Annotated in this window: 10 protein-coding genes; 1 reads left to right on the top strand and 9 read right to left on the bottom strand. The window is 57.5% G+C overall.

Annotation, left to right across the window (positions count from 1 at the left end; translation table 11 throughout):
- Window positions 1-209: 209 nt before the first annotated feature.
- Window positions 210-2,426: an alpha-N-acetylglucosaminidase gene (locus tag BMW31_RS00405; protein WP_091819689.1), complete on the top strand. Its 2,217-nt coding sequence runs from the start codon at window positions 210-212 to the stop codon at window positions 2,424-2,426.
- Here BMW31_RS00405 and BMW31_RS00400 read toward each other — a convergent pair.
- The 9 genes from BMW31_RS00400 to purD all read right to left on the bottom strand — a co-directional run bounded on the left by BMW31_RS00400 (window position 2,419) and on the right by purD (window position 12,739).
- On the bottom strand, window positions 2,419-2,886 hold the full coding sequence (locus BMW31_RS00400; protein ID WP_091819687.1) for a DUF4112 domain-containing protein: 468 nt from the start codon (window positions 2,884-2,886) through the stop codon (window positions 2,419-2,421). The two genes, BMW31_RS00405 and BMW31_RS00400, sit on opposite strands and share 8 nt — an antisense overlap.
- A complete protein-coding gene (queG, locus tag BMW31_RS00395; RefSeq protein WP_091819685.1) occupies window positions 2,865-3,944 on the bottom strand; it encodes a tRNA epoxyqueuosine(34) reductase QueG in 1,080 nt (359 codons plus the stop codon). Before queG ends, BMW31_RS00400 begins: the two co-directional genes overlap by 22 nt.
- Complete coding sequence (locus BMW31_RS00390; protein ID WP_091819683.1) at window positions 3,922-4,533, bottom strand: polysaccharide deacetylase family protein; 612 nt, start codon at window positions 4,531-4,533, stop codon at window positions 3,922-3,924. Before BMW31_RS00390 ends, queG begins: the two co-directional genes overlap by 23 nt.
- A gap of 1 nt (window position 4,534) precedes the next feature.
- Window positions 4,535-7,957: a glycosyltransferase family 117 protein gene (locus BMW31_RS00385; RefSeq protein ID WP_091819679.1), complete on the bottom strand. Its 3,423-nt coding sequence runs from the start codon at window positions 7,955-7,957 to the stop codon at window positions 4,535-4,537.
- Between the two features lie 532 nt (window positions 7,958-8,489).
- Window positions 8,490-9,191, bottom strand: a complete 702-nt coding sequence (locus BMW31_RS00380) for a metal ABC transporter ATP-binding protein (protein ID WP_091819678.1) — start codon at window positions 9,189-9,191, stop codon at window positions 8,490-8,492.
- A gap of 4 nt (window positions 9,192-9,195) precedes the next feature.
- The gene (locus tag BMW31_RS00375; protein ID WP_143049120.1) at window positions 9,196-10,050 is read right to left on the bottom strand and encodes a metal ABC transporter solute-binding protein, Zn/Mn family; all 855 of its coding nucleotides are present in this window, start codon (window positions 10,048-10,050) and stop codon (window positions 9,196-9,198) included.
- Window positions 10,047-10,502 (bottom strand): YqaA family protein, encoded by a 456-nt coding sequence (locus tag BMW31_RS13550; protein ID WP_143049119.1) that lies wholly within the window; start codon window positions 10,500-10,502, stop codon window positions 10,047-10,049. The genes BMW31_RS00375 and BMW31_RS13550 overlap by 4 nt, the downstream gene beginning before the upstream one ends.
- Window positions 10,490-11,419 (bottom strand): hypothetical protein, encoded by a 930-nt coding sequence (locus BMW31_RS00370; protein WP_091819676.1) that lies wholly within the window; start codon window positions 11,417-11,419, stop codon window positions 10,490-10,492. Before BMW31_RS00370 ends, BMW31_RS13550 begins: the two co-directional genes overlap by 13 nt.
- A gap of 51 nt (window positions 11,420-11,470) precedes the next feature.
- The gene (gene purD, locus BMW31_RS00365; protein ID WP_091819674.1) at window positions 11,471-12,739 is read right to left on the bottom strand and encodes a phosphoribosylamine--glycine ligase; all 1,269 of its coding nucleotides are present in this window, start codon (window positions 12,737-12,739) and stop codon (window positions 11,471-11,473) included.
- Window positions 12,740-12,769 lie beyond the last annotated feature (30 nt).

Below are 12,769 nucleotides of genomic sequence, written 5' to 3'. Positions count from 1 at the left end.
AAGCTAACTGGTATCCTCCCCTTAGAAAGGGGAGGCGGAGGAGGGGATGATGATTAGCAGGTTTATTGCCTCGGAGTTCGCGTATCATCCCCTCCTAACCTCCTCTTTCTAAGGGGAGGAACCGCAACAGCCGATGTTTGGCGAGACTTTTATTTGGAACTTCTGCGTTTTTTTCGTAGATTTGCAACCGATACTAATACCTTGTCGTCATGAAGAAATTGCTTACCTGCTGGTTTATGTGCTGCTGTTGTCTGCTCGCCAAGGCCGACGAAGTGAGCGTGTTCAAGGCGCTCGTGGGGCGCGTGTTGCCCGGTTACGCCTCGCAGATAGAAGGAAGACTGCTGCCGGCAGCTGGCTCCGACTATTTTACACTTGGCTCCGAGGACGGTCGCATCGTAGTTGGCGGCAACTCGGCCAACAGCATGGCCACCGGCCTGAACTACTATCTGAAGTATTACTGCCACACAACGGTGTCGTGGTATGCCGAAGACAGCCTCGCCATGCCGGCCTCGCTGCCCGCTGTAGACAAGCCCGTAAAGGTCAGGGCACGCGTTCGCGACCGCTTCTTCCTGAACTACTGCACCTACGGATACACCATGCCGTGGTGGAACTGGAAAGAGTGGGAGCACTTTATAGACTGGATGGCGCTTAATGGCATTAACCTGCCGCTGGCCATAACGGGGCAGGAGAGCATCTGGTACAAGGTGTGGACCCGGCTCGGACTGAGCGGCGAGGCCGTGCGCCACTACTTTACAGGCCCGGCGCACCTGCCCTGGCACCGCATGATTAACATCGACTACTGGCAGGGCGACTTGCCTATGAGCTGGCTCAACGACCAGGAGGAGCTGCAAAAAAAGATTGTTGCACGCGAGCGGGAACTCAATATGCGGCCCGTGCTGCCGGCCTTCTCCGGCCACGTACCGCAGGAGCTGAAGGGCATTTATCCTGATGCAAAGATAACGAAGATAGGAGCCTGGTCGGGCTACTCCGATGAGTATGCGCCCAGCTTCCTCGACCCAATGGACCCGCTGTTCAGGAAGGTGCAGCAGATGTTTCTGCAGTTGCAGAACGAAACCTACGGAACCGACCACATCTACGGTATCGATCTCTTCAACGAAATTGCCCCGCCGAGCTACGATGCCAAGTATCTGAGGCGCGTGGCGGCACAGGTTTACGGCACGCTTCATGATGCCGACCCGCGTGCGGTGTGGCTACAGATGACGTGGCTCTTCTGGAACGAGCGCAAGGACTGGACCAACGAGCGCATCAAAGCGTTCATCACGGCCTATCCGGCCAGTCATTCGCTGCTGTTGGACTACTATGCAGAGCGCAAGGAAATATGGCAGCAAACCGACAGATACTATGGCGTGCCCTACATCTGGTGCTATCTGGGCAACTTCGGGGGCAACACCATGCTGGCCGGAAACATCGAGGAGGTGAACCGCCGCATTGAGAACACGCTGCAAAAGGGCGGCCGCAACTTTGCCGGTATCGGCTCCACGCTCGAAGGGTTCGACTGTAATCCCTTCATGTACGAGTATGTCTTCGAGAAGGCATGGGACATTGACACCCACAAGAACGTGGCTGCATGGGCCCGCCATCTGGCCGACGAGCACGTGGGTCATGCCGACGCGTACGCCCGCCAGGCGTGGGACAGTCTGCTCACCAAGGTCTACGTGCGCTATGCCTCGCCCGGACAGTCGCCTGCCATCAACATCCGGCCGGCGTTGGGCAAGTTCCGCACCTACTATTCCAACTGGCGTCAGCCCTACAGCAACATGACGTTGCTGCGCGCAACGGAGCTCATGTTGCGCGCCGACAGCCGCCGCCCGGCCTATGAGTTCGATGTGGTGAACCTCACGAGGCAGCTGCTGAGCAACTATTTCAAGGATGTTTTCGACGATTATCAGCAAGCGCTGGCGGCCTCTGACTTTGCCCGCATGAAGGCCGACGAGTTCACCATGCTCGACATCATAGCCGATGTTGACCGGCTGATATCCACCCAGAGAGCCTTCCTGATGGGCAAGTGGATAGCCGATGCGCGGCAGAAAGGCGCCACGGAGGCCGAGAAGCGCTACTACGAACGTAACGCCCGCAACCTGCTGACAACGTGGGGAGAGAAGGCGAGCACGCTCAACGACTATGCCAATCGCACTTGGGGCGGGCTCACGGCCACGTATTACGGCGAGCGGTGGCGCATGTTCTTTGGTGCCGTTAGCCGCGCTTTCCTGCGTGGAGAGCAGTTTGACGAAGCGCACCAGCAGGCCTACGAGGCCGATGTTACGGAGTACGAGGAGCGCTGGTGGAAGGATTGCATCGGCCACTTCAGCCCAACTCCGAGCGGCAACGGCATCGACCTGGCCCACGAGTTGGTTGCTAAATACAGGGAACGGATAGCCGCCGTGGACAGCGCCGGCGCTAAGTAAAGAGCGCGGTGCCTATCTTCCCGGCTATCCAAACGAGCAGCCAGAGCATGAGGAAGATGGCGGCAACGAAGACGAAGAACAGCACCAGCGACTGCAACGCCTTGCGGTTTACGGTGCGAATGATATCCTGGTCGTCGTTGATGAAGCCGTCGATGAGCGCCATGTTCTTCTTGTTGGCGCGGTGAAAGAAGTCAATCACATCGCCGACGTAGAAAGGTATGAGCCCCAACAGCACGTCGCGCAGCGCGTTGTTGAGGATGGCAAGGGTCAGGGGGATGGACCTCAGCTTGAACAAACTGAAGTAGACGTGCACCAGAGAGAACAGAGCAGACACGGCATCGCCTATGCCTCCGGGCACTATTCCTGCTATGGCGTCGAGATAGTACTTATCTAAATAGGCGGTGATGGCCTGCATCGTGCCGTAGAGTTTGCTCTGTTTCAGTCGTTCTTTTCGTTCCATGACGGTTTTGTTTGTGGTTGTCTTTCGCTTGCCAGGGCAGCTCTGATGTTGCGCATCAGCCCCTTGTACTTGGCTCTTTTTACCGCGCTGCCCTTGAATAACTGACGGTAGCGTTCCTCCGAAAGTTGCAGCCAGTCTGCTCTTTTCATGTTCAGCAGCTCCGGTTTGGGCTCAAACTCGGGCACGCTGGTGGGCTGTTGGAACCTGTTCCACGGGCAGGCAAGCTGGCATTTGTCGCATCCATAGATGTTGTTGCCCATCTTCGCCTTCGCTTCTGCCGACAATTCGCCGCGGTTTTCTATCGTCTGGTAGCTCAAACAGCGGCCTGCATCGAGCGTGGAGAATTGCGGCTGCGCCGCGTCGGCTGATGGGCAGAGGGCGTGAGTGGGGCAGCTGTCGATGCAGCTGCGGCACTTTCCGCATCGGTTAGGCATGGGGCTGTCGTACTCCAGGTCAATGTCAACGAGCAGTTCGCCCAGGAAGAACAGGCTTCCTGCATGCGGAATGATGAGCTGGCGGTTGCGTCCAATCCAGCCCAATCCAGCCTGCTGTGCCCAGTAACGTTCCAGTATGGGCGCCGTATCGCAGCAGGCACGGTAGCGGGGGGTGGTGGGTGATGGGTGTTGGGTGGCGGGTGATGGGTGTTGGGTGGCGGGTGTTGGGTGATGGATGGGTGTGGGTGCGGCTGCGCCCTGGTAGATGAAGGCGGCCAGCTGGTGCAGCTTGCGCTTCACGATGTCGTGATAATCCTGCCCCAAGGCATAGGAGGCAACCTGCAGCTCGCCGTCGGCAATGCGGCTGGAGGGCGCGTAGTTCAGCGCCACACAGATAACCGACTGGGCCTGAGGCATCAGCAGGCGGGGGTCGAGGCGCATCTCCACGTGTTCGTACATGTAGCTCATGTCGGCGTAGTTGTGTGCTTCAACCTGCTTGAGATAGTACGTCGCGAAGTCAGCATCTACCTTTCCGGCTTTCGCTATGCCGCAGGCAAAAAAGCCGAGACGCATTGCCTCGGCCTTTATAGCTGCTGTCAAGCTATTCGAAAGTCCTGAATTCATAACCTTCCTCCTTAAGCCAAGTGAGCGCGGCAGGCAATGCGAAGCGCAGCTTGTCAATGCTCTTGAGCGAGTCATGGAACGTGATAATCGACCCGTTGCGGGCATATCGCTTCACGTTATTGAGCACTCCTTGCGCTGTCATCCACTTGGAATAGTCGCGGGTAACGAGGTCCCACATGATAATCTTGTACCTGCGCTGCATCCACCAATAAACACTGGGCCTCATCCAGCCGTGCGGCGGGCGGAACAGATGGCTGTGTATGAGCTCGTTGGCCTTCTCTGAATTGATGGCGTAGGTAAGCGTCCAGTGCTTGAAGGCACCGATGTGGTTGAACGTGTGGTTGCCAATCTGATGCCCGTCTTCCACAATCCGGTTGTATAGGTCATGGTGTCGGAGCACGTTCTCACCAACCATGAAGAAAGTGGCCTTGACGTTGAACTGCTTCAACGTTTCCAGAATGAAGGGTGTGGACTCAGGTATGGGGCCGTCGTCGAACGTCAGATAGACGGCGTGTTCATGCTTGTCCATCCTCCACACGGCCTTTGGATAAAGCCAGCGGAGCCACTTTGCCGGTTGCTCTATTATCATGCTATTCCTCTTCGGCAGGCGTTTGCGGCGTTTGCTGCTGCTCGGGCGTGATGCCACCCTTATTGATGTACATGTTGTACAGGGTGTTGAGCTGCTGCATTTGCTTGTTGGCCATGTCCTTGTCAACCATCTCCGTAATCATGTTAAGCTGCTGCATGATGTACACCTGGGTAAGACAGTCGTTCATGGACTGCGTGAACCGCTGGCCGTTCAGCGACACATAGTAGAGCATGTACTGCGAAGCGTCTCTCCAGAGTTCGGTCAGCACCTTCCTGGCCTGCGGCTTCATGCCCAGCAGGGCATAGGCTTTGGCAATGTCGCCACCGCCGCCCACGAACTTCATCGGCACGTTGTAGGCCGGCAGCTCCTTCTCGGCTTTGGCCAAAACTCGCTTTGCCTTGCCGTACTGATGTTCTCCGATAAGGTGCAGAGCCAGTGTTGCCATGAGCTGGCGGTGCGTGTAACACATGCGCCGAACAGTCTCGTCGAGGTACAGCCCGCGCTTGTTGGCGCCGCCGTACTTGTAACGTGTCATCACGTTAGCGTATGTTTTCTCGGTGTCGAAGTTCTTGGCACCGGCCACGTTGGTGGTAAACGGCGTGATGCGATTGGCCAATCCTTCCTGCACGAAGTTGTCGCCTAAGTTCATGAAGTTCTCATCGCCCACGGTTATAGCCACGTAGAGTGGGCGTTTCCAGTCGCATTGCGAAATCATCTCGAGTATCATCAGGTCGCCTTTATACAGCGCCCGCTTGCCGCTGAGCGATATAACCATCTTGTCGGGGATGGTGTCGCGCGCCATCATCATGCCGCTTTTCTTCACTGCCTCCTTGTCTATCGTCATGTAGAGCGTATCGGTCGGGATGAAGTGCAGTTGCCTGCGCACTTCCTGCTTGCCAATTCCCATTACCTGCGAGAGCAGTTCCAGCTGCTCGTTGGTGAACTCATTGCGCACCCAATACTTGATGACGTTCTTCAGCTCGAACGGGTCATTGCCGAACATCTTCCTTGCCTGCTCCGGATAGAGCTTGTAAAGCTGGCGCAGCTGGTCCTTCATCTCGGCATTGATGCCCACGTACTCGTTGGTGCCCGAGCAGAAGTCGAGGCGCGGCCAGGATATGGGAACGGCCGGAGAATTGTAGGCCGGGCGCTTCATCTGGTCGATGTACCAGTCGGTTTGCAGGTAACTGAGGTTGCAGACGCGGGCATCCGTGCGCACGCCTTCTACGTCCTGGTTGTACCAGAGCGGGAAAGTATCGTTGTCGCCATTGGTAAAGATGATGGGTGCTCCTTTGTCCTGAAGCGTCATGAGGTAGTTCTGACCGAAGTCGCGGCAAGTATAACGGCCGCTGCGGTCATGGTCGTCCCAGTTCTGACTGGCCATCTGGATGGGCACCAACAGACAGGCAAGGCCAACGACTGCGGCAAGCACCACGCTCTCTGACTTGAGTCGCTTCTTCAGCTCGTCAATGATGGCGGCCACGCCCATGCCACACCAGATGGCGAAAGCATAGAAGGAGCCGGCGTAGGCATAGTCTCTTTCGCGCGGCTGCATTGGCGTCTGGTTCAGATAGATGACAATGGCAAGGCCCGTCATGAAGAACAGGAAGAACACCACCCAGAACTGGCGGATGCCCCTGCGGCCGCGGAAAGCCTGCCAGAAGAGGCCGATGAGGCCCAGCAACAGCGGCAGACAGTAGTACACGTTGTGGCCCTTGTTCTCCTTGAGTTCGTCGGGCAGCTTGCTCTGGTCGCCCAGCATGGCGTTGTCTATGACTGATATGCCCGTTATCCAGTTGCCGTGTTCCAGCGCTCCGTTGCCCTGAATGTCGTTCTGCCGGCCAGCGAAGTTCCACATGAAGTACCTCCAATACATGAAGTTACACTGGTAGGAGAGGAAGAAACGGATGTTGTCAATCTGCGAGGGAACCTTGACCATGATGTTTTCTCCGCACCGGTCGTAAGGCACCTGCTTGCCGTCTACGCCGCCCAGCCAGTCTTCGTAGGCCTGTGCATACTTGGGTTCGTACATGCGGGGGAACAACATGTTCTGCGCGTAGATGTACTTGTCCTTGGTGTTTACAACGAAGTAGGAGTCCTTCTCGTCCTTATTGCTCTTCTCCCTGCGGCTGTATATGGGCGCTCCTTTCTTCATGGCAGGCACGCACATGTCGCCTTCCTGGTTCAGTTTTACCTGCGATGTGTAGGCTTGTCCGTACAGGAGCGGGCGGTCGCCGTACTGGTCGCGGCTCAGGTAGTTGCCCAGCGTGAAGATGTCCTCGGGCGAGTTCTGGTCCATCGGCGGGTTGGCAGAAGAGCGGATAACGATGAGTGCATAGCTCGAATAGCCTATCATGAGCATGAGCATGCACAGCAGCGCCGTGTTCTTCATGCGCGGCGTGACCACGTTCTCGCTCGTTTTGCCCACCTTGCGCTTGTAGTTCAGCCCCAGCCACAGCACTGCCAGCACCACGATACCTATTACCACGGCACTCCAGCCGTAGCCGTAAAAGGGTATGCCGAGCATGGCCACCGAGAGCAGGAACGCCAGGTTCTGCCGCTTCTCGCTGTGGTTGGTGTAGCTCTCGTATATGGCCCAGATAACTGTTGCTACCAAGAGCACGATGTAAACAATCTCACCGGTGTTGAAGGGGCAGCCCAGCACGTTCACAAAAAGCAGCTCGAACCACCCGCCCACGGTGATGATGCCCGGCACCACGCCGTAAAGCACGGCCACGATGAGAGCGAACGACACTGCGAGGGCTATGAGCGAGCCCTTGAGTTCGATGTCGGGAAACTTGCGGTAGCAGAACACCAGCACGATGGCCGGTATGCAGAGCAGGTTGAGCAGGTGCACTCCGATGCTCAGTCCCGTCATGTACATGATGAGCACCAGCCAGCGGTCGCTGTGCGGCTCGTCGGCATGGTCCTCCCATTTCAGGATGAGCCAGAACACAATAGCCGTGAAGGCAGACGAGTAAGCGTACACTTCGCCCTCCACGGCGCTGAACCAGAAGGTGTCAGAGAACGTGTAGATGAGTGCTCCCACCAGTCCCGAAGCCTCAATGGAGATGAGCTTGGCCGTTGTCAGCGCATCCCAGTCCTTGAGTATGAGCTTGCGGGTAAGGTGCGTGATGGTCCAGAACAGGAACAGGATAGTGGTTGCACTCAGCAGCGCACTCATGGTGTTAACCATCCGGGCCACCTGCGACGGGTCGCTCACGAACTGCGAGAACAGGTTTGCTGTTAACATGAAGAACGGTGCCCCGGGTGGGTGACCGATTTCAAGTTTATACCCCGTTGCTATAAACTCAGGGCAATCCCAGAACGATGCCGTTGGTTCAATGGTAGAGCAATAGACAAAGGCGGCGATGGCAAACACCAACCAGCCCAGCACATTGTCCACTAACTTGTACTGTTTCATGTATAAATGGTAATTGATATATTTCGAAATACGATTGCAAAGATAGTGAAAACCACAGACATAGCGACCCGCCGGCCGGCCTTTTTTAGATATATTATAGTTTTGCTTCGTGCAGGCTGCATTCCGTTTCAGCTCTGCCGGAAATGCCCCTCTTTTCCTACGGTTGCGCTTGCGCTGTTTTCCGCTGCCGCCAACCGGTGTTTGCAGGCTGGTGCGGATGGCCTGAAAACAGCCCTGCCGCATGCTTTGTAAACTCTTGGTTATGAGCAGTATATGGCTCAACGAGTGTCTCCGGCCGAGTTGCTGCACAGGAGCGGTTTTGCAGGAGCTGTCGTTCAAGAGGCTTGAAGCATACCTTCAAGGCCGTTGAAGCATGTGTTCAAGCCTCTTGAACGATACCTCTTGTTTTGCCACTGCTGCCGAGTAAGCTAAACGGAGGGGCGGAAGAAGAGAAAGAGAGGGATGCGGAAGCGGGCTTTCGCGGGTGCAATGGCGGGTGCGAAAGCCGAAGCCGGAGGTGCCGGAGGGCGGCTTAGATGTTACGGAAGTGGTGCTCGATGTCTTCCATCGGAATGTGGACGGAGTCGTGGTAGTGCAGGGTGCGGTTCACGCAGGCTATGTGGGTGGCGTTTTCAAGCACGGTGGCAATGTCGTGACTCACGATAACGATGGCGCACTCGCGGTTCAGCTGCTTCAGCATCTCGTACATCTGGGCCTGGAAGTGCTTGTCTATGTAGGTGTTGGGCTCGTCGAGCACGAGCACGTCGGGCACCGATACAATGGCCCGGGCCAGCAGAACGCGCTGCAATTGTCCGCCCGAGAGCGTGCCTATAGGCCGCTTCGCTATCTGCTCTATCTCCATTTTGCGGATGGTGCTGCGTACCTGTTCGTGCTGCAGGGCAGTGTAGCGGCCCAGAAACTTCTTCTGCCGGCACAGGCCGGAGAGCACCACCTCGTAGACCGAGATGGGGAACTTGCGGTCTATGTTGCTGTACTGCGGCAGGTAGCCCATGGTGAGTTCCTTTACCGGCCGGCCCTCTTTGAAGTATTCCACGCGGCCCTCGCTGGGCTTGAGCAGGCGCAGCAGCACCCGCATGAGGGTGGTCTTGCCGCCGCCGTTGGGGCCTATCACGCCCAGGAAGTCGTGGTCGTAAACGGTCAGGTTTACGCCGCTGAGCACCGTCTTGCCCTCGTATCCGGCCGCGATGCCGGTTAGTTTGATGATGGGTTCCATGGGTTTACTTGGTCTCTTGTCCGAGTACGCGCGCTATGTGCACCATCTGGGCGGGCCAGTCGGCACTCAGCGGGTTTATCTCTGCAGTGTGTGCACCTATCGCCTTCACTGCTCCCAGGGCGTTGTGCACGTTGAACTGGCGCTGTACGAACACCGTGCGCACGCCTTGGGCCTTGGCCGTGGCGATGATTTGCTGCAGCTGGCGGGCGCTCGTTTCGCGCCCTTCGTGCTCCAGGGGCAGCTGTCGGAGGCCGTACTCGTGGGCGTAGTAGGTGAGTATGGGGTGGTAGATAACGAACGAAATCTGGCTGCCGTCCTTTCCCGGAGGCAGCAGACGGCGGATAGAGTCATCGGTCTGGTTGATACGGCAGAGCAGTAGGTTGAGGTTGTTCTTGAAGTAGAGGCTGTCGGCCGGCTGCAGTTTGGCCACTGCCCGGTAAATGTTGCGGGCTATGGTGCGTGCGTTGGCACAGCTCATCCAGGTGTGCGGGTCGGCTATGCCGCGGGCCGAGTGCAGCAGAGGGATGCCTTCGGAGGCATCGACCACCTGCATCCGGGGCGCGTTCTGCCGCAGTTTCTGCATCCAGGTACGCTCAAATCCAATCTGTCCCACCTTAATATATAGGGTTGCCTCTGCCAGTTGAACCATCTGGCGGGACGTAGGTTCGTAGGTTTCGGGGTTACTTCCGGCCGGTACCAGGGTGGTTATGTCGTAGCGGTTGCCTGCTATCTGGCCGGCGAAGTAGCGCAGCGGCTCTATCGTTACGGCCATTCGCGGCCTGCCGGGCTGCGGGGCAGGCGAGCAGGCGGTAAGGAGCAGCACCGCGAGGGCAGCGGGTAGGTGGCTTTTCTTCATCATTCTATCAACATTGTTACGCCGTAGATGAGCACCAGGTAGCGCAGAAACTTGCCTATGGTGATGCTCAGGAGCGAGATGGGCAGGTTGGCACGCAGGAGCCCCAGGGCTATGGTGATGGCGCTGCCGATAATGGGCAGGAAGGCGAAGAACCCCATCCAGGCACCGTGACCGGCCATGAAGCGCTCGGCTTTTGCAATGCTCTGGGGCTTTACGTGCAGGTACTTTTCTATCCAGTCCAGCCGTCCCAGGTGGCCTACTCCGTAGTTGAACATGCCTCCGGCCACGTTTCCTACGGTGCCGTAGAGCACCAGCGGCCACGGTTGCAGGCCCGCGGCAAGGAGTCCGAGCATGACACCCTCGCTGCTGAAGGGGATGAAACTGCCCGCCAGAAAGGCCGAGAGCAGCATGCCCCAGTAGCCGTAATTGATGAGAAAGTTAATCAGGGAATCCATAAGTTGTAAGCTGTAAGGGCCAGGGTTGCCGCACACATGGCCACAAAGGCCCAGTTGGTAATCCTCGTTTGGGTAAGGGCAATGAAGTGGCCGATGAGCGGGGCGGTGTTGATGATGAGCACATGCAGCAGCAAGTCGTGGTGTTGGGGCTGCAGAAGCATGAAGACAAGCGTGCTGACGGTCATCACGATGAGGAACTCATACAGCATGCGGGTGCGTATCTTGTCACGGTAGCTGTTGCGCAAGAAGTGGATGATGCCCGTTGCTGCAAGTAGCGCGATGAAGCAGAAGGTAACGGCCTGGTGGCTGTTCCAGCCCGAAAAGTCGAGCGGAGGTGCGAACTGGGCCAGCTCGGAGAAGTGACCGGCTATCCAGCGGATGTTGCCCTGGTAGGCATAATAGCCGCCCACGAACCAGTAAGGCACGATGAGGCCGAGCAGGGAGGCAAAGAACGTGCGCCAGCTTAGGGCCAGGATGTTGTGCGCAAGCAGCAACCAGAGCACCGGAACGAAGAAAAGTATCTGGACGAAGAAGGCCGACGCCGTGCCAATGGCAAGGAAGGCGTAGAACACCCAGCCAGCTGCGCCCTTGTCCTGATAGGCCGCGAAGAGCGTTACATAGCATGCCATGAGGCACAGCTGCACCACGGCACCGGTGACGGAGGCGAAGGTATAAGCTGCCATGAGCGTGAGGGCAAGGAACGAACAGGACACCATACGGCTGTAGATGCGTATGAGTGCGTTGGCATTATTGAGCTCTACCATGAGCAGAGTGGACAAGGCAAGCAGCACGAACGGCAGCCACAACTGCCCTTGCAGCAGTCCGGCGGCCACGCACACCAGCACTCCGTACACTGCCAATACGGGCAGTGAGAGGCGACTTTCTGCTATCCTGTTCTGTATTCGCTTCATTCTCATGCGGCCGGCAGGCTTCTGCTTCGCGCAGCTTCGCCGCCGGCGGGTTGCTTGTTATAAGTCGGCTCCGATGTCTTTTCGGAAGTATTTGTCCTTGAACTGTATCTTCTGGGCCTCTTGGAAGCTCTTCTGCAGAGCCTCGGCCTTGTCTTTTCCGTAGGATGAAACGGCTATCACGCGGCCTCCGTTGGTAACGGTCTGGCCGTCTTTGGTGGCTGTTCCGCTGTGAAAGACGATGCTCCCCTCCACTTGGTCCAGCCCGGTAATGGGGTAGCCCTTGACGTACTGCTGCGGATAACCGCCGCTCACGAGCATCACGCAGACAGCAGCGCGGGGGTCGGTCTCTACGGGATGGCGGTCGAGTTGGCCGTTGGCCACGCCTTCAAACAGGTCAACGATGTCGCTCTTGAGGCGCAGCATGACGGTTTCTGTTTCCGGGTCGCCCATGCGGCAGTTGTATTCTATCACCATGGGTTCGCCCTTCACGTTGATAAGTCCGAAGAAGATGAAGCCCTTGTAGTCGATGCCTTCCTCGGCGAGCCCGCTGACCGTGGGGCGTATGATGCGCTCTTCAACCTTCTGCATCCATGCCTTGTCGGCAAAAGGTACGGGCGACACGCTGCCCATTCCGCCGGTGTTGAGGCCGGTGTCGTGCTCGCCAATGCGCTTGTAGTCCTTGGCCTCGGGCAGTATCTGGTAGTGGCGGCCGTCGGTAAGCACGAAGACGGAGCACTCGATGCCGCTCAGGAACTCCTCGATGACGACCTTTGCCGATGCGTTACCGAACATGCCGCCGAGCATCTCGCGCAGTTCGTGCCGGGCCTCGTCCAGTGTCGGCACGATGAGTACGCCCTTGCCGGCAGCCAGCCCGTCGGCTTTGAGCACGTAGGGAGGTTGGAGCGTTTCCAGAAAACGCAGCCCCTGGTCGATGGTTGTGCCGTCGAAGGTGGCGTATCTGGCTGTAGGAATGTGGTGACGGAGCATGAACGCCTTGGCAAAGTCCTTGCTCCCCTCGAGCCGGGCGCCCTCTTTGGAGGGTCCGATGACGGGGATGGAGGCCGTGCGGGCATCGGTCTTGAAGGCGTCGTAGATACCGCCAACGAGCGGATCTTCAGGTCCCACGACCACCATGTCTATGTGCTGGCTCGCGGCAAAGTCCTTCAGGCGGTCGAACTCGTTAACACCAATGGCCACGTTCTCGCCACACTGGGCCGTTCCGGCATTGCCCGGAGCAATGAAAAGCCGGTCGCACTTGCTGCTTTGGGCAATCTTCCATGCCAGCGCATGCTCTCTTCCGCCGCTTCCTAACAATAATATATTCATGAGTTTCTGGGTTTATGACGTTGCTGTTTG

Origin of the sequence: Prevotella sp. kh1p2 (assembly GCF_900111525.1) — a bacterium.
Taxonomy (GTDB): domain Bacteria; phylum Bacteroidota; class Bacteroidia; order Bacteroidales; family Bacteroidaceae; genus Prevotella.
Note: the sequence above shows the minus strand (reverse complement) of the source record. Positions and strands in the feature narration are given on the sequence as shown.